Below are 19,101 nucleotides of genomic sequence, written 5' to 3' on the forward strand. Positions count from 1 at the left end.
GTTATTTTTTTATGGTAAAATAAAATGTTGTACCCTTTCCTACCTCAGATTTTAACCAAATCTCTCCGCCATACATGGTTACAATTTTTTTGGCAATAGATAGTCCCATACCTATAGTACCAACTTTAATTTCGAGTTTTTGAAAGGTTTTAAATATTTTATCGAAATACTTCTCTTCGATACCTTTACCATTATCTTTTACAAAAAATTCCCAATGGCTTTCATGTTCTGTATATCCTATTTCAACTTTACCTTGTTTTTTATCATTAAAGTTAATGGCGTTGGTAATTAGGTTTCTAAAAACTTGCTGTAATCTATATTTCTCGCCCTTAATTAAAGGCAATTGTTGCAATTTAACAACCGATATATTATCTGGTATTTCAAGTCTACCTAAAACTTCGTTTACAGCATAATCTACATCTACATTATAAATACCTTCTTGAGCTCTACCAATGGTTGAATATTCTAAAATACCATTAATTAAAAGCTCCATTTTTTCAACATGATTTCTAATTTGATAAATAGTTTGTTTATCGCTTTCGTTAAACACATCTTTATTATCATCATACAGCCATAAAGTTAAGGTATCGATACTTCGCAATGGCGATTTTAAATCGTGCGATATCATGTGGGCATAATCGCTTAATTCTTGGTTTTGATACGATAATTCTTCGAGCAATTTTTCGCTTTTCTGATTAATTTCAACAATTTTTTGCGCTTGGTCTTCAATAAAATTAGCGAGGTTTTCAACATCAAAACTGCCAACATCTTTATTTTTTTGGGTTGAAGATTGGTCTATATTTAATGTTTCAACAATGTTTTTTAGCTTATTTATTACCTTTTTTTGTGCCTCGGCCTCTTCCTGAAGTTTTTGATTTGCAGTAAACAATTCTTCCGAACTTATTTTCATAGCGCGTTGTACCATAACAAATTGCTCGTCGAAATTATTGTATGAATTATTAACGGCTTCCATAAAAGCCTTAACTTCCTTATTTTCTAAAAGGTCGTCGTTTAAATATTTACGTATTTGTCTTTTTAATAACGAATTCATTATTCACTTAATAATGTTACAGTCATGGTTTGATTGTGTAACTGACAATTATTTTCGCCGTTGAAGGGCGCTATTTCACCATAGGAATAAAACCCAGAAACCACTGTGTTTTCACCAACTACTGATATTACTTCTTCAACTTCTTCTTCTACACGTTGATCTAAAACCAGTTTTCTACCAATACAACTTACTAAAAAAGCTATTTCGGGGTCTTTTTTTCGGTTTAAAATGGCTTGTCTTGCGGCTTGTTCGGATGCATTTGCAATATTATCTACATTCGTCATCATAAGTTGTACCTTAGAATTTTCGGGAATATCGCCTGCAAAAATCATAGAATGGTCGTCTTCGTTTATGTTAAGAATTGTTCTTACAATAGAGTGGTCTTCATTTTCAATTTTCACATTCATAGGATACAGTAAAGCTGCTCCTGGTAAGTCTTTCGATTTTTCTCCTAAATATTTTTTATACAAATCTAAAGCTGGTAAATTATCGAGTTCGTAAAGCACATTACCTTTCGATTTTGTTACAATACGCTCTGGCCCAAAGGGTGTCCATCCGCCATAAATTGAAAATGAGACTTCTAAACTATCGCCATAAAACCCAACAGCTACAATTTCGCCTTCCTTAGGGTTTTCGTTATATGATGCTAACGTTTTTTCGAACCTTGCAGCATCGCCACATAAGCCACCCGTAATTAAAACATTGTTGTTTACGGCAGCGTTCATCCCTTTTGTTAATTGGCTACCGTTAACAAAACTACCTTCGCTTACTATAAAAACAAATTTTAAATTTTCTTTATTAAACTGATTTATGATATCGTTACCTGTTTTATAACTATCTTCTGTTAATGCCGATACATTACTAGTTTTTATTTCGAATGTACTTTTTTCAAACTCCATTGCGGTAATGGTAATTGAATCATCATCAACCGATTGTGATGTTATATCGCCACTGGTAGATGCAAAAATTATATGTGCATTTGGAAATAATGCACTTACTTCGCTATAAATATTATCTTGTTCTAATAAAAAACGATTACCAAAAACCAAAACTAACGGATTGTTTAAGCTCTGGTTTTCACTTAAATATTCCCAGTCGCTATTTTTTTGTTTTTTTAGTTGAACTATTTTCATGGGTTTAAGTTTTTTTTAATGTAAAATAAAAGGTTGTTCCTTTAGTAGGTTCGCTCTCTAACCAAATTTCGCCTTCATGCATTTCTACTATTTTCTTAACAATAGAAAGCCCTATACCTGTTGAATCTTTTCGTTTATTTAAGGAGAGAAAAATTTTAAATATTTTATCGTGAAATTTTTTATCGATGCCTATACCGTTATCTTTAACCGAAAACTGATAGAAATCGCCTTTTGCTTGCACATCAATCTCTACCAAACCAGCTTCTTTGTCTATAAATTTAATAGCGTTACTCATTAAGTTTTGAAACAGCTGTTGCAGTTTAACTCTGTTACCATTAAGGCTTGGTAGCGTATTTAACACGGTAACGTTTACATGACTAGGCTTGTGTAAAATTCCTATTAAATCGGTAACTAATGTATGTACATTTACCTCCTCTTTTTCACTATCTTCTGAACCTATACTGGAATACTCTAAAACATCGGTTATTAATTGTTCCATTTTTTCGAGTGTGGTTTCAATATGCGCAATGTTTTGTAAGCTAACAGCATCTAATTTGTCTTTATTATCTTCTTTTAACCAGCTTACTAAGGCATTAATACTGCGTAATGGCGATTTTAAATCGTGCGAAACCACATGAGCGTATTCGTAAAGTTCGTCGTTACTTTTTTCTAACTTTTTTAATAGATTCTCTTTTTGTAGTTGTAGGCTTTTAATATCGGTTATATCGAAATTTATTCCAATAGACCCCACAACTTCGCCTTTTAAATTATAATTTGGCGCTCCACTTACTAACCAATGCCGTAATTCTCCTGCTTTATTTTTTATACGAACTTCGTAAGAATCTGTTTTTCCTTTTTTACGATTTCTGTTTTGCTCATTTACAATTTCCTTATCTTCATCAGAGGGTAAAAAATCTTTACCTACTTTACCAATTATTTCATCTTCGGCATAGCCCGTCATGTCGTAAAAGCTTTTATTAGCCATTACAATTCTGTCGTTTACATCAACTTCCAATAAGCCCAAATTCATGTTAGAAATTATACTTGAATACTTAAACTTTTCAGCTTCTAAGCTTTTTCTATATTGGCGTCTAATGGTAAAATCTTTATACTTCCATAAATGGCCTTTGTAAACACCATCTCTAAAAATAGGTATATAATCGCGCTCAAAAATACGGTCGTCAATTGTTTCTAAATCTTCATTTAAAACAGGCTTTTTAGAATTAAATGCCGCGGTTATATCGGTAATAAATTTTTGGGAATCTTTAAAGCTGTGCTTTATTTCTTCTATTACTGGCAGACAATCTTTACCCACTAATTCGTTGGGTTGTTTCTTAACATTAAAAAACTCACAAAATTTATTATTAACAAGAATTATTTTTCGGTTTTCGTCTTCTAACAATACGCCTTCTTCTAGGTTTTGAATTAACGCTGCTAAACGCTCTTCAGACTCTATTAATTTTTCTTTTTCGTTTTTTGATTGGGTAATATCTCGAACAATACCGTGTGAAGCAATGGGCACTCCATTATCATAAATAACACTGGCATTAATTTGAACTATAATTTTTCGATGATCTTTTGTGGTAATATTAACAACTAAATCGCTTACCGAACCACCTTCTCGATAAACGACATTAAAGGCATTAAAAACGTCTATATATTGATCTGGACGCACTAAATCCATTAAGTTACAGCTATCCTTTACACTTTTTAAGCCCAAAAGGGTTACTGCTGCGGCATTCATTTTTATGATATTGCCTTCTACATCGGCCACTACATAGGCATCTACAATATGCTCGAAAACACCTTGTAGTTGCGAATCGGTTTTTGCAAAAGTAGATTCTAAACTAGTATAAGCCTCGGCTAATTTTTGATTAGACTCATACAACTCTGCCGATTTTTGTTCTAAAATAGCTTCAGCTTGCTTTCTAGCGGCTTTTTCGCGATTTAGAGCACGTTGAAGTATGTCAATTTTATCTTGACTCATTTAATTTTTCTTTATAATGAATTTTACTTCGGTAGCTACATCATTTAGCTTTTCAAACTCTATCGTCGCTGTTTCATTAAAATGCTCGAAAGTTTTATTCATTAACCCTAAACCAAAAGCATGCATTGCTCTACTAGATTTATAAATTAAAACTAATAGGTTTGGTGTTTTTTCTAAGACTTGAAATGTTGGCAATTCGGCATCGGGATATATTTTTTTTACCTCCACATGAATGTGATTTTCTATTGAAGCCAGCATTTCAATAGGATCGGAATACATTTGCAATATCCCCGAGTAGCTTCGCTTAATTACACTAAAAAAATGTTCGGCGTAAACTTGCAGTAAATCATCGGTAGAAATATTAGTATTTTCACTTAAATTATTTAGTAATTGTAACATTTCTGAAAACTCGTAGGTTCCTACAGAGGTATAAACTCCTTCAGATTTTAGATTAGAATTGGATATTATACTATCAACCATTTCTAAGCCAAATTTATCTTCGACTAAATCAAGAAACTCTGTAAAAACAATGCCTTTCATTATATTTGTTTTAGTTCGTTAATGCTCCAGTACCCTAAAACTCTTTCAATTTTAGAAACATACTCTTCATATTTTAAAGGTTTTATTACATAACCTGCAATACCTATTTTATAGCACTCTAACAGATCGCGTTGGTTACTCGATGTTGTTAAAATTATGGTTGGAATGTACCTTAAAACATCGTCGTTTTTTAAAATAGTTAAAAACTCAATACCATTTAATTTTGGCATGTTTAAATCTAATAAAATTATGTCGGGTAATTCACCTTTATTTTGTAAAATATTTAAGGCTTCTTCTCCATTGTTGGCCTCTATAATATTATGTTTAAGTTGAAGTGATGAAATGGCTCTATTTAGTTTCATAACTTCAATAACATCATCTTCAATTACTAAAACGTTTAAAACTTTGGACATGATACGCTTTTTTGTGATTTTGAGTATAAAATTATAATTATGCCTCGAAAATTGCATTATAGTTCGTTAACATAAAAATAAGTGTAGACGAATGGTAATTTGAAACAGATAAACGGTTTTTAAAAGCATCATGCCAATACGTTAAACAGGCCGAAAAGCACTGTATTTACTTACGTTTTAAGCAAATTTTATCTTTAAATTTTTATTGAATTATATAAAACTTAAAAGTAAGCGTAATATAATTATAAGTTTTATTAATCCAATTGGAAAAAGCATCTAACTCCTAGGCTTACTAAGTTGCCTATCGTACATAATTATACTACCTGCAACGGCTACATTTAGGCTTAATTCTGATTTGAACTTTACTAAAAAATGAGATTTCTCGATAGCTTCATTGGTCAATCCGTGGTCTTCGGCCCCAAGTAAATATACACAACGCCTTGGGTGATGAAATGGTTCTAAATCCTTGGCCTTATCATCGAGTTCTACTCCAACAATTCGAGCGCCTTTAGGTAGATTATTAAAAAACTCTTGAAACGTTTCATAATGAAAATATGGCATAGATTTTACCGCATTATGGGTATCACAAGCTTGTTTTGCATACCTATTACCAATTGTAAAAATGAAACTCGCCCCCATGTTTTGTGCCGACCTCCATAACACACCTAAGTTCTCTGGTGTTTTGCCGTTTAAAATACCAATTCCAAAATACTCGTTTATAAAGTTGTTGTTCATGGTTGTAAAAGTAATCTATAATTAAAAATAAAAAAAGCTCCACATTTCTGTGAAGCTTTCTCTTAGTAGCGGGAACTGGACTCGAACCAGTGACCTTCGGGTTATGAGCCCGACGAGCTACCTACTGCTCTATCCCGCGATATAGGAGTGCAAATATACAACCAATTTTATATTTTACAAGACAATTTATAAAAAATATTAAACCTTAATTTTAACAGACTAAAAACAAGACACTTAAACAAAAAAAAAAAAAAAACGAAGACCATAAAAAAACCATCGAAAAACAAATGGTTTTTCGATGGTTTTAAGCTATTACTAATGTTTATAATTATTCTTTTTCAATATCCATAATGGCTGTAGAGTTTTGCATTTCTAAAGCACCTAATACTGGAGGATTTTTTCCAGAAATACTTACATACTCTTCATTTAAATTATTATCGCTAACCATTACCGTATTTAAGTTTTTAAGGTTCATAAACTCAATTGGTAAATCGCCTGTAAACTGGTTGGTTGATAATAACAACTCTTCTAAATTTTGTAGTTGTGCAATCTCGGTTGGAATTTCACCATACATTTGGTTATCCATTAAACTTAACTTTTCTAATTTAGTTAAAGCAGAAATTTCTCTTGGTATTTCACCTGAAATAAAATTACTTCCTAACAATAGCTCTTTTAAATTATCAAGATCCATTAAAGAAACTGGAATTTCTCCGGTTAACTGATTGCTATATAACTTTAATGATTCTAAGTTTTTTAAGCTTCCTAATTCTGAGGGAATATCGCCTTCAAACCTATTCATGAATAACTCTAAAGCTGTTAAATCTTTTAAATTTTGTAGCGATGTTGGGATATTTCCTGAAATCTTATTAAAACCAAAATTAATTTTTCTAAGATTAACTAAGCTTCCAATAGCATGAGGCAATTCACCTTCTAAATTATTAAACTGTAAATTTAACTCTACAACTTTATTGTTTTCAACCGTAACACCATACCAATCGTTTACCGAGGCGTTTAAATCCCAAGTTACATTCCACGCCGTGCCATTTGTAGCATTATAAAGCGCAATTAAAGCATCTTTCTCTGAAGTTGAAATATTTGCAAACGAATAAAACGTAGAAAAAATAAAGGCTAAGGTTAAGTGTAAAGTTTTCATAGTTGTTAGATTTGGATTAACACACCACGAAGATAAAGGAGAAATCGATTACAGGTTATTTTATTCGACCAACTACGACAAATTTTAACATTTAACAGTAGTTAAAATGCGTTTTTAATCGATTAAGTGTAATTTCGAACAGATTTTGTCTTCAATTAAAAGGATATATTCAAAATTTCGCCACTTATTTTAAGTAGCTCTAATTCAGCAATTTTAGCAGCATATTTCGCTTGATTTCGAGTTAATTCGGCATTAAGTAGATTTATTTGTGCTTGCCTAAATTCTATAGAGTTTAACTGACCGAGTTTAAATTTCTCCTCGGTTCTATCGAAATTATTTTGCGAAGTTTTAATATTGGCTTCTTGTAATTTGAAGATATTAAGTTTGTTTTGGTAATCGTCCCAAGCATTGTTAAAATCGCGCTCTAAGGTTACTAAATATTCTTCTTTTTGAATGTTCTGGGTTTCTAAATTGAGTTTTGCATTTTTAACTCTAGTAATGGTAGTACCACCGTCGAATAAATTCCATGTTAAACTCACACCGCCTGAAACACCCGTACTTGTATTTTGCAAAGCAAAGGCTAATGGACTGTTATTACTGGTTTCATTCCAACCATAACTACCGGTTAAACCAATAATTGGCAAATATGCAGATTTTTCCAATTTTACAATTAAACTGTTTATTTCAATATTTTTATTGATTTGCATCAAACTCGCATTGTACTGTTTTGCTCTATCAAACAAAGTCGCTTTATCAATAAGTTCATTAAAATCAATTGTTGTATCAACATTAAAATCATCTGTTAAACTATTACCTAACACTAAGTTTAAATCGCGCTTAAAGTTTTGTAGCTGTTGTTTTGAATTCATTAAGTTGATGCTGTCGTTATTAACATCAACTTCAGCATTTAAAACACCTAACTTAGTATCTTGACCATAATCGAATTGGTATTGCGCACGCACCAAACGCTCCTTTGAAATCTCTAAAGTTTGCAAAATCGCTTGTGTATTTTCATTAAGCTCGGCAACACTATAGTACACAGTAAACAATTGTAAAACAGTATTTTCGATGGTTTCTCGGGCTTGCAACTCGGTTAATTGTTGTGTTTCTTTTAGCTGTTTATAATTATACTCGCGACCTAAACCATCAAATAAGGTATAATTTAAATTTATTGAAGCGTTATAGTTTCTAGTTTCTGCACCATTAGCTACGCGCGTTTCTCCATTCGCTAATTGCCCTTCAGAGTTTTGTTTATTAATTGATGCTCCAGCATTTCCGGTAACTGTTGGTAAGTAGCCCGAATTTAAAATACTGGTATTATTTTTTGCGACTTCAACTGTGTTATTTGCTATTTTAATACCGTAATTATGCTCTAAAGCTAAACTTACCGCCTGATCTGGCGAAAGGACTTCCTGTGCTACAAGACTTTGCAACCCTAATCCTACGCTAATTAGAAATAGTTTAATCTTCATGGATTTCATTTTGTTCTTTAATCGCGCGTTCTACTTCTTCTCTTGTTACGTCGTTACCTGTTGCTAGCCATTTACTACCCTGTTTTATGCTATTACTAAACGATAAAAATAATGGCAATACTAATAAGGTTAATACCGTTGCATAGGCAATACCAAACGAAATTGAAATAGCCATGGGTTTTAAAAATTGTGCTTGCCTACTTTTTTCTAATAATAACGGTGCTAAACCAGCAATTGTAGTTAACGAGGTTAAGAAAATGGCTCGGAAACGCGATTTTCCTGCTTCCGATAGTGCTTCCTCAAAACGCATACCTTCCTTTAAATTGCTATTAAACTTACCTATTAACACCAACCCATCGTTTACCATAATACCTATTAAAGCTATTATCCCTAACAGAGATAAAATATTTACAGGAAAACCTAAAATGTAGTGCCCCCAAGATACTGCGGTTAAACTAAACGGAATTAACAATAACAGAAGTAATGGCTGCGAATAACTTCTAAATGTAAACGCAATAGTAATGTATATGAGAAGTAAAATGATTGGACCTGCAACACGTAATGAACCGACCAATTTTCCAGCCTCACGATTTTGACCTTCGAACGATGCGTTAATGGTTGGATATTTTGATTGTAACTTCGGAATGAAATTAGATCGGATATCATCTAAAATATCGGTTGCACTGGTACTCGGGTTTTTTAAATCGGCATAAACCTGAATTTCACGCATCCCTTCCAAGTGATTAATAGCCACTTCCCCACGTTCAATGCTATAGTTGGCAATATCTTTTAAAGTAACACGCTCGCCGGTTGGTGTTACAATGCGCATTTCATCTAAATCGTTAATAGAACTTCGGTTATTTCTATCATAACGCACCCAAACTCTAATTTCATCTTGTCCACGCTGAAAACGTTGTGCTTGATTTCCAAAAAATCCTGAACGGACTTGCGCCATAACCGTTCGTAAATCTAATCCTAACAAATAGGCACTTTCCTTAAGTTCTAACCGAATTTCTTTAATGCCCGCAGGATCGTTATCACCTATATCTTTAAGTAACGGATTGGTTTTTAAATAATTTTTGAGTTCATTTTTGGCGGCCTTTAATTCACCAATTGTATTACTTAATAACGACACTGAAACCGGATTACCTCCAAAATTTCCACCAGAACCATAAATTAAACGTTCGGTGCCAATTACTGGCCCAACTAATTCTTCCAACCTATTGGTTACTAAAAACGATTGAATTTCATCGGGGCGTTCTTCACCTGGCAATAAATTAATACGTAATGTCGCACTAGAACTACTACTGAAGGTTACTATGGTATTTTCAAAAAGTTGTTTATCAGTATCTTTTAAATATTTTTCGGTAAGCTCCTTATTAACGATAAACGATTTTTCTTCAATCATAGAAATGATAGAATCTGTAATTTTTTCGTTAGTTCCTGTCGGCATCACCAGTTCTACACTTACCGCATCACTAGCTATACGAGGAAACAAGGTTACGCCAATAACACTTCCGCCAAGGGCGCCAATGGTTAAAATTAACAGTGCTAAAAATATACCAAGAGATAATAATTTAAAATTAAGCACAAAATCTAAAGCTGGGGCATACAATTTATCTCTTAGGTAAGTCATTATTTTATCGCCCACCTTATTAATATTACTCATAACAGAGAAAAACTGCTTTATTTTAGACGGATTTTCATCAACCACAGTTTTCCTTAAGGCTTTTGAATGTGCTAAATGCGCAGGTAAAATTATTAAAGCTTCTACTAACGACACAACTAAAGTGAGTATAACCACAACGGATACCTCGCTAAAAAACTCACCAATTCTACTATCTAAAAAGAAGAATAGCGAAAAGGCTAAAAGCGTTGTTATAATTGCTGAAACTACAGGCGGAATAACTTCCAAAGTACCATCAATAGCTGCTTGAACTGGTTTTTTACCTTTTTCGTAATGCTGATAGATGTTTTCGGCAATTACAATACCATCATCTACCAAAATTCCTATTACAATTATCATCCCGAACAGCGATAACACGTTTATTGTAACATCGAACTGAGAAGCAAAAATAAACATCCCTAAAAACGAAATTGGCAACCCAAAAGCCACCCAAAGTGCTAATCGGGTATTTAAAAACAATGATAAAAAAATAAGCACCAAAAGTACACCTTGCCCCGCATTAGTAAGTAACAACAAGGTTCGCTGTTTTAACGGAATGGAACGATCGCTTACTACATTAATTTTAACATTATCGTATTTTTGATTGTAACCTTCAATGTACTCGTTTACCTTTCCTGCCGACGAAATTAAATCTTCATTATTAGTACTTGTTATGGAAACATTTACTGCTAAATCTTGGTTGAAATAAGTCGCATTTGGTGTTTCTGAAAATCTATCGCGAATTACAGCAACATCTTTTAATCGCACAACTTTACCATCGTTTGATGCTTTTACAATAATATTTGAAAATTCTCTACCGTAATATTGTTTGTTATTGGCTCTAATGAGGTACTCTTCGGCTTCGGTTTTTACATTTCCACCGGTTACTAAAATATTGGCATTATTTACAGCTTGCGCTACTTCGGTAAACGTAATATTGTAAGCTAATAATTGCGTTTCGTTAACGGCGATTTCAATTTCTTCTTCTGGAAAACCAGAGATTTCAATTTGCGAAATACCATCAATAGCACGTAAATCGGTTTCAACTTGTCTTGCCAATTGTTTTAATGTGGCTAACGGAATGTTTTTTCCGCTTAAAGCGAAAGAAATCGTTTCTCTAACCGCTTCTTGTTTCGATACCACAAGTGGTTCCATACCTGTTGGAAAGGAAGGCACGCGATCTACTGCATTTTTAACCTCAAGTAACATGAAGTCTAAACTTTCGCCTTTTTCAATTTCAACTGTAATTGTTCCACTATTTTCTTTGGAAACCGAAGTTACACGATCGACACCTTTTAAACCTTTTAAATTATCTTCAATTTGAAGCACAATACCTTCCTCAATCTCAAGTGGCGCTGCACCAGGATAAGTAATTGCAATATTGATTATTCTAGATTCTGAAAGTGGAAAAAACGACGATTTTAATGATAGCGCTCCAATGATTCCGAAGACAAAAAACGCTAGAATAAACACATTTACCGCAACATGATATCGTATAAAATATTCAATTATTTTTCTCATTATTGGGAAGGTGTTTAACTATTATCGGCAGCCTTAACCTGCATACCTACATAGGCACCTGGAACTGGCTTTTTAAGTATAATAGTGCCGTTTGGTACATTTTTTAAAACCACTTTTGCATCGGAGAAATACACCGGCTTTACATCAACAACATCTAAAATATCGTCTTTTACAATAAAAATTTGATTACTTTCTAAGAGTAAATTTCTATCAATTTCAATGGCATTTGGTTCTTCCTTAGCATCCAAATTGGCTTCCAAATACATGCCTTCTTTAAGGCTATCGTCTTTTACTTCAATATATGCGGTAATGGTTTGCGTGGTTGCATCAATGCTTCCGTTAACACGGGATACCTTTCCTTTAAAAGTTTCGGTATGGTCTAAATTGTTTAACTGTACTGCTTCTCCAACTTCGAGCAAGGTGGCGTAGGTTTTACTAATGGCAACTTCCATTTCGTAAACCGACGGATTAATAAACTCGCCTAGTTTTTGTCCGCTTCTAATTAACGACCCTTCGGTTACCAAAGCTTCGGTTAAAATTCCTGAAAACGGCGCGGTTATATTGTATTTTGAAAGGCGTTGCTCTAAATTTTTAACGTTGTAGTAACTCGATACAATGCCACGACCAGTAATGAAATAGTTTTCCTTATCGGAAGACATCTCGGGAAGTTTGGGTGTTGTTTTACTTAAATCGAAACCGCTTAAATAAGTTTGCCATTTGCTAAACACATCAGGGAAATCTAAACGTAAATCGGGCATTATAGCTGCAATACTATTGTATAAATTACTTTTTGCAGCTTGCACGCTGGCGTAGTATTCTGAAGCATCAATACGAATTAAAGCTTCGCCTCTATTGTATTTTTGCCCGGGCTTAAACAGTTTATTCCCCGATTTGAAAATACCTTGAACTTCGGAATATAGTTCAACGCGTTGCTTTGCCATTAAATTACCATTTGCAGGCACCACAATTTTTACTGTGGTATTCTTAACGGTATCGGTTAGAACAGTTTTTACAACCTTTTCCTGTACAGGTTTGGGCTTGTTTTTACTATCAATAATTTTTTTTGCTCCATAGATTGAAGCAGCAATTAATAAAATACCTAATCCGGCAAGTATTAACTTTCGCATGAGTTGATTGTTTGAGCGTGTGTGGCTACAAAGCTACCGTAATCGCCAAACTATAACTCTTAAAAAAAACTTAAAACTTAGCTTTCTAAATCTTCTATCTCAAATTGAATAGCTTCCCATTTTTCCATATTAGACTGTAAACTGGTTTTTAATTTTTGGTAGTCGTCAAAAAAATTAGGGTTCGATGTAACTTCATCGTAGTTAATTTCAAGCTCTAAATCGATCGCCTTAATTTTACGTTCTAAATCGCTAATTTCTGCTTCAACATTACTTAATTTGTTGTTTAACGATTTTAGCTTTTTCTGCTCTTCGTAGCTTCGGCTTTTCTTTTCTTTAGGTGTATCTTTTACAACTGTACGCTTTTCAACCTCTCGTAAGTTTTCAACATTACGCTGTTCTAAATAAAAATCGATATCGCCTAAATATTCTTTTAGTTTATGATCTTTAAACTCATAAACTTTATTGGTTAAACCTTGAAGAAAATCACGGTCGTGCGATACTAAAATTAAAGTACCTTCAAAACGTTTTAAAGCTTCTTTTAATACGTTTTTAGATTTTATATCGAGATGGTTTGTAGGCTCATCCATGATAAGCACATTAAAAGGTTGCAACATTAATTTTGCTAATGCTAAACGGTTACGTTCGCCACCAGATAGTACTCGCACGTATTTTTCAACCTCTTCACCTCTAAATAAAAACGAACCTAAAATATCGCGTACTTTACTACGATTAGTTTCGTTGGCGGCATCAATCATAATATCTAAAACGGTTTTATTACCATCTAAATATTCGGCTTGGTTTTGGGCGAAATACCCAATTTGCACATTATGACCTAATTTTAAATGGCCGTTATGCTTTAACTCGCCAACCATTATTTTTGCTAAAGTTGATTTTCCTTGCCCGTTTTGCCCAACAAAAGCCGTTTTACTATCGCGTTCTATTAACAAATCAACTTCGCTTAAAACCTTTTTATCACCATAGTTTTTCGAAACTGCTTCGGCTTCTACAACCACTTTTCCAGGTGTTATTGAAACTGGAAAGTTGAGCGTCATTACGCTGTTGTCGTCTTCATCAACCTCAATACGTTCAATTTTATCGAGCTTTTTTATTAACGATTGCGCCATGGTTGCTTTTGATGCTTTTGCACGGAACTTCTCGATTAATTTTTCGGTTTGCTCAATTTGCTTTTGCTGATTTTTTTGCGATGCCAACTGCTGCTCGCGAAGCTCTTTACGCAGCACCAAATATTGCGAATACGGTTTTGGGTAATCGTAAATTTTACCCAACGAAATTTCGATGCTTCGGTTAGTTACATTATCTAAAAACATTTTATCGTGCGATACAATAACTACGGCACCGCTATAATTTCTTAAAAATCCTTCTAACCAAATAATCGATTCAATATCTAAGTGGTTTGTAGGCTCATCGAGAAGTAAAATATCGTTGTTTTGTAGTAGTAATTTTGCCAACTCAATGCGCATACGCCATCCACCGGAAAAAGTATCGGTAAGTTTATTAAAATCTTCACGCTGAAACCCTAACCCTTGTAATATTTTTTCGGTATCGCCTTGATAATTATAACCTCCAGCAATTTCGTATTGGTGTTGTAATTCGTTAATATCAATCATTAACTGGTTATAACCCTCACTTTCGTAATCGGTACGTTCGGCCAATTGCGTGTTAACCTCATCCATTTTCGCTTCGAGGTCTTTTATTTCGGTAAACGCTTCGTACGATTCCTCAAGCACCGTTCTGCCTAAAATAAAATCGATATCTTGTTTTAAAAACCCAATTTGAAGGTCTTTATCGGCTGCAATTTGCCCAGTATCGGGCTCTAACTCTTTCGATAAAATTTTAAGCATGGTAGATTTACCTGCACCATTCTTCCCAATAAGCCCAATGCGGTCGCCATTTCCAAGTTTAAATGTTATGTCTTCAAAAAGGTATTCGCCTTGAAAAGAAATTGATAAATTATGAATGTTCATCATAGAAATGTAACTTTTATTACAGTGGGTTTACTATTAAAAAAGTAACTTTGCGCTACTAATTTTTGATAGCAAAAATACATAAATATTATGTTTAACAAAGGCTCTAAACTATATAGCATTTTTACAGGAAGTTGTCCTAAATGCCACCACGAATCGATGTATAAAAATAAGAACCCTTATAATTTAGGTGAAGCGTTACAGATGCACGACCATTGCTCGAATTGCAAAACCAAATATAAAATTGAACCCTCATTTTTTTACGGTTCGATGTATGTAAGTTATGGGGTTGGTATTGCCTTTGCTGTTGCAGCTTTTATTATTTCCTTTTTTGTGTTTAAAGCTAGTTTAATGGGCGTTTTTATTGCTATTGTTGCAACTTTAATTGTTTTTATGCCTATTATTTTAAGGCTCTCGCGAAATATTTGGATAAACATTTTTATGCATTACGATAAAAATTTGGCTAAAAAATAATTTGGAGATTACCCCAACAAATTGGGGTCGGGCTATCCACTATATCTTTTTCTCATACTTCAAAAAAGGATGCCGTTACTATCCCTAATCCGCTTCAGTAAACCTAGCAATATTTATTTCGGTATTTAAAGCTTCTTGGTTTTCAATAAAATTATAAAGTTGTTTAGCGGCATAAGGCCCAATCATAACGCCACGTGTACCTAAACCATTTAAAACATGAAGGTTTTTATGCTTATGGTGTGTACCAACCAACGGGCGTCTATCGATAACTGTTGGTCGCATTCCCGCTACTTGATTAACCACTTTGTACTCGCAATTAATTAGTTTCTTTAACTTTTCGGTTAATTCTAACTTTGCTTTTTCTGTGGTGCTATACGAGGTATCTTTCCACTCGTAAGTGGCGCCAACCGTATACAAATGATCTCCTAACGGAATTAAAAACACGCCAGATTTTAATACAAAATCGATATTAATTTTAGGAGCATAAATGGTAACTAGTTCGCCTTTTGTACCAACTAGTGGTAAATAATTAAAAAACGGATTGCTTTTTAAGCCATACCCTTCTGCAAACACAATATGATTTGCAGTAATTTGCTTATAATTAATTTTGCTGTCTATAAATTGAATAGCTTCATAATTAAATGCTTCTTCAAAAAACAAATCTTCTTTAAACAAATCTTCTTTATAAGCATCAATCAAGGTTTTAACATCTACTTTTCCCGAATGCAACACTTCGCCAAAGCCAAAAGGCGCTTTTATGGTTTCATTTGTATTTTTTACCAATTTAGTTGATAAAAACGGAGCTAGCAAAGGCTTGTCGGAAGCTGTAAACCAATCGTTTTGCTCTTCGGTTGATGCAAATTTGCGATAAACAGGCAATTTGTAATCTAACTTTATTTGTAATCGCTTTTCAATTTTGGCGTACATTGGCAATGCTAAATCCAGTTGTTCCTTGCTTTTCCAAACCGAGGTAAACCGTCGTAATACTACGGGATTATACAATCCGCCAGCCACCACCGACGATTTTTGCGAAGCATCATCAAAAACAACAAAAGTTTTATTATTGGCTTTAAGTTGTTCGCAAAAACTAACACCTGCAATGCCTGACCCGACAATTATATAATCTACCTGTTTCACCTTGCGAATATATGCAGAAAATGTTTCTTATTTTATGTGACTATTTAAAATAAAAACGCCCACTAAAAAGCGGGCGTTTGTTTTATAAAGCTAATTTAAAATTAGTATGTCCACATATCTAATTCAAAATCTCTTATTTTATCTTTAATTCTTTCAGACTCTAGCAATTGCATTAAAGCATCTTCTGCAACATACTCGTTAATTGCACGATCTCCTTGGACATTTTGTTCTCTATAAATATATCCGTGGAAACGTCTTGCATTTAAAATATGATCGAAAGAAAATGGCATCGAACTATTTTCGTTATTAAATGCTTTAGCTCTGTGTAATACATCTCTAGCCGAAGGATAAAATACCCAAAACAAAGGAATTGGCTTTTTGTTTATTTCATCATCCGAGTTTTTAAATCGAGCTTCTGGTGCCGCAGGTGCGATAGCTAATATTCTGTATTTCATTTCTGCTTGACGCTTATCGAAATACCAGAATCCTTTAATCATATACTCCTGAATATCGGCAGCTGTAATAGTTTCAACTATTTTATACATCTCAGGTAAAATAGAAGGATCTTGTTCGTAATCCTCCATTGAATATCCCATATCATTTAAATAATTGGTACCTTCTTCAGTAACCGATGAGAAGTTTAAAACATCATCAATCTGACTCATAGAACGCTCTTCTTTAAAGTAAGAATCAGCATAAACAGTAGCTATGTCACCGTTTTGTATCGCCTCAATTAATACTGTAAATAAAGACTTTCTATCGGCGGTCATATTATTCTCATCAATAGGATATAACAGCGGAAAATTTGCTCTTTGATTTAAATCGACTCTTTCCCATACCATTTTTCCAAATAATATGTCACGATCTCCAACATAACCATATTCTAAAGGCTTGTCGTTATCTAAAGAAATTTGTTCTTCTGTTTTAAGACCAATTTCGTCTGGCGATTTAGCATTAAGTAAGTTAAACTGTGCAAAAGTAGAAGACACAGTTATTACTGTTATTAGTATGCTAAAATTTATCTTCTTTAAATTCATATTATTTTTAAATTTTATTACTGAAAAAATGGTATTAAATATAAATTAATTGGTTAATTCAACTGCAACTGATGATACCGGAGGTAAAATATAAGTTGAGTTACCTTTAATTCTTGCTTTAATATCAAGGATTTGAACTACATCACCACGCTTTGCCTTTTTAAGAGCAGATTTTGCAGCATCATTAAATTTTTGACCTGTTACAGTAACCGTTGGCTGTCCTGGTACTTTTACACTAAAAGACTTTACTTCTATTGGCAAATCGAAATCGAAATCTTCTAATAAAGCACCAACAACTCCTATTTCCACGTTACGTCTTGGTAATTTTAAACTACCTGTATTACCTGGCTTACCAATTAAAGTTCCTGTTGGCTTAGGAATGTTTTTAATTCTAAACGTAGCATTATCACTTACTTTAGAGCCATCAGGTAAAACACCGCTTACGTTTATAGTTACTTCACGACCTTTTACTTTGGTAACATCCATTATGTATTTACCATTTCCTGCTGATGATAAACCTGGTGCATTCACAGATACTTTATTTGACGGTACTCCAGCAAAAGATATAGTCATTGGGTTTTTAACACCACGGTAAACTACATTCATTTTATCTGCAGAAATAGTTGCTGCGTTTGGCTTAGCTACAGTAGCGAATGATGAATTGACAGGAACTTCAATTTCCTCTCCACCTTCGCCAAAAATAAGTTTCCCTTCAATTTTGTGTTCTCCAACACTACCTGTACCTATTTTTAATTTTACTTTACCATCTTCTATATCATATTGATTTTTGCTTAATGCTCTGCCGTCTAAAGTTAATTCAACTCTGTTTGGTTTTGTAGATGCATCTTTACGACCTAATACAATTTGCCCGTCGAACTGCTCACCGTTAAAGTAAGCTGATTTAGACGTTTCCATTAAAGTAGTATAGTTTGTCATAGACACCTCACTTGCTAATGTACCTTGTAACATACCAGATAACACTTCGCTTTCTGTAGTTTTAATATCGGCCTGTAACTGCGTCATTTTAGTTAATGATGCTACAAGTGGAAAACCTTTATAGTGATAGTCTAACCAATCGATTTTAATATTATCTCTGTTAGTAACTTGATCTGTGTTAAATTTCTTTTCCACATCTTTAATAACAGATTCCATACCTGGTTGGGTTTTTAAAACCTCAACAACTCCTTCTCTAAAGCCATTAATGTGATTTAAAAATGCTGTACCTTCTTCGGTAAGTTTATCGCCTTTAAATAAATGTTGATCTAAATAATCACCTTTATCCATTACTTCGTAATCGGTTGGATTATCAACAGTAGCTACCATCTTGCTTTTTAAATCTGCAAGAAAACCATCAAATTCGTGTGCAAGCTTATCAATTTGATCTGCTTTAGCCTTTAAAGGTAAATATTTATCTGGTTGTTCTGAAGCCTTTTGCTCTAAACTAGCAACAAAGTTTGCATTTCTGGCTTCGGTTGCTTCGTTAGACTCTACTAGCTTTTCGTTCATTAATCCGAAAGCTGAAAGTACTTCTTTTGACATATTTAATGCTAACATTGCAATGAAGATTAAATACATCAAGTTAATCATTTTCTGTCTTGGGGTTAAATTTCCTCCTGCCATTTTAAATTAGGTTTTTTGGTTAATTAATTGAGTGATTTGGGATTAAAAAT

Annotated in this window: 15 protein-coding genes and 1 tRNA gene; 1 reads left to right on the forward strand and 15 read right to left on the reverse strand. The window is 33.5% G+C overall.

Annotated features, from left to right (window positions below):
- Position 1 precedes the first annotated feature (1 nt).
- The 12 genes from PK35_RS12130 to PK35_RS12185 all read right to left on the reverse strand — a co-directional run bounded on the left by PK35_RS12130 (position 2) and on the right by PK35_RS12185 (position 14,786).
- A complete protein-coding gene (locus PK35_RS12130) occupies positions 2-1,051 on the reverse strand; it encodes a sensor histidine kinase (RefSeq protein ID WP_044626820.1) in 1,050 nt (349 codons plus the stop codon).
- The gene (locus tag PK35_RS12135) at positions 1,051-2,184 is read right to left on the reverse strand and encodes an FIST signal transduction protein (protein ID WP_044626821.1); all 1,134 of its coding nucleotides are present in this window, start codon (positions 2,182-2,184) and stop codon (positions 1,051-1,053) included. The genes PK35_RS12130 and PK35_RS12135 overlap by 1 nt, the downstream gene beginning before the upstream one ends.
- A 4-nt stretch (positions 2,185-2,188) precedes the next feature.
- Positions 2,189-4,171, reverse strand: coding sequence for a PAS domain-containing sensor histidine kinase (locus PK35_RS12140; RefSeq protein WP_044626822.1), 1,983 nt, complete (start codon positions 4,169-4,171; stop codon positions 2,189-2,191).
- Entirely contained in the window at positions 4,172-4,711 is a 540-nt protein-coding gene (locus PK35_RS12145; RefSeq protein ID WP_044626823.1) for a heme NO-binding domain-containing protein, read from the reverse strand.
- Entirely contained in the window at positions 4,711-5,124 is a 414-nt protein-coding gene (locus PK35_RS12150) for a response regulator (protein WP_044626824.1), read from the reverse strand. The genes PK35_RS12145 and PK35_RS12150 overlap by 1 nt, the downstream gene beginning before the upstream one ends.
- 276 nt (positions 5,125-5,400) lie before the next feature.
- Entirely contained in the window at positions 5,401-5,859 is a 459-nt protein-coding gene (locus PK35_RS12155; RefSeq protein WP_044626825.1) for an RNA methyltransferase, read from the reverse strand.
- Between the two features lie 66 nt (positions 5,860-5,925).
- Positions 5,926-5,998 (reverse strand) — tRNA-Met (locus PK35_RS12160).
- Positions 5,999-6,187: 189 nt separating this feature from the next.
- Entirely contained in the window at positions 6,188-7,012 is an 825-nt protein-coding gene (locus PK35_RS12165; protein WP_044626826.1) for a Two component regulator three Y domain protein, read from the reverse strand.
- 155 nt (positions 7,013-7,167) lie between these two features.
- Positions 7,168-8,484 (reverse strand): TolC family protein, encoded by a 1,317-nt coding sequence (locus PK35_RS12170; protein ID WP_117624674.1) that lies wholly within the window; start codon positions 8,482-8,484, stop codon positions 7,168-7,170.
- A complete protein-coding gene (locus PK35_RS12175; RefSeq protein WP_044626828.1) occupies positions 8,474-11,671 on the reverse strand; it encodes an efflux RND transporter permease subunit in 3,198 nt (1,065 codons plus the stop codon). Before PK35_RS12175 ends, PK35_RS12170 begins: the two co-directional genes overlap by 11 nt.
- A 14-nt stretch (positions 11,672-11,685) precedes the next feature.
- Positions 11,686-12,798: an efflux RND transporter periplasmic adaptor subunit gene (locus PK35_RS12180; protein ID WP_044626829.1), complete on the reverse strand. Its 1,113-nt coding sequence runs from the start codon at positions 12,796-12,798 to the stop codon at positions 11,686-11,688.
- A gap of 77 nt (positions 12,799-12,875) precedes the next feature.
- The gene (locus PK35_RS12185; RefSeq protein ID WP_044626830.1) at positions 12,876-14,786 is read right to left on the reverse strand and encodes an ABC-F family ATP-binding cassette domain-containing protein; all 1,911 of its coding nucleotides are present in this window, start codon (positions 14,784-14,786) and stop codon (positions 12,876-12,878) included.
- Between the two features lie 87 nt (positions 14,787-14,873).
- Between PK35_RS12185 and PK35_RS12190 the strand changes: the two genes are divergently transcribed.
- Positions 14,874-15,257 (forward strand): DUF983 domain-containing protein, encoded by a 384-nt coding sequence (locus PK35_RS12190; protein WP_044626831.1) that lies wholly within the window; start codon positions 14,874-14,876, stop codon positions 15,255-15,257.
- Positions 15,258-15,341: 84 nt separating this feature from the next.
- On the opposite strand, the gene PK35_RS12195 is transcribed toward PK35_RS12190, so the two are convergent.
- The 3 genes from PK35_RS12195 to porM form a co-directional block, all read right to left on the reverse strand.
- Positions 15,342-16,394, reverse strand: coding sequence for an NAD(P)/FAD-dependent oxidoreductase (locus PK35_RS12195; RefSeq protein ID WP_044626832.1), 1,053 nt, complete (start codon positions 16,392-16,394; stop codon positions 15,342-15,344).
- Between the two features lie 101 nt (positions 16,395-16,495).
- On the reverse strand, positions 16,496-17,431 hold the full coding sequence (gene porN / locus PK35_RS12200) for a type IX secretion system ring subunit PorN/GldN (protein ID WP_044626833.1): 936 nt from the start codon (positions 17,429-17,431) through the stop codon (positions 16,496-16,498).
- 45 nt (positions 17,432-17,476) lie between these two features.
- A complete protein-coding gene (porM, locus tag PK35_RS12205; protein WP_044626834.1) occupies positions 17,477-19,051 on the reverse strand; it encodes a type IX secretion system motor protein PorM/GldM in 1,575 nt (524 codons plus the stop codon).
- Between the last annotated feature and the right edge of the window lie 50 nt (positions 19,052-19,101).

Origin of the sequence: Neotamlana nanhaiensis (assembly GCF_000943555.1) — a bacterium.
GTDB lineage: Bacteria > Bacteroidota > Bacteroidia > Flavobacteriales > Flavobacteriaceae > Neotamlana > Neotamlana nanhaiensis.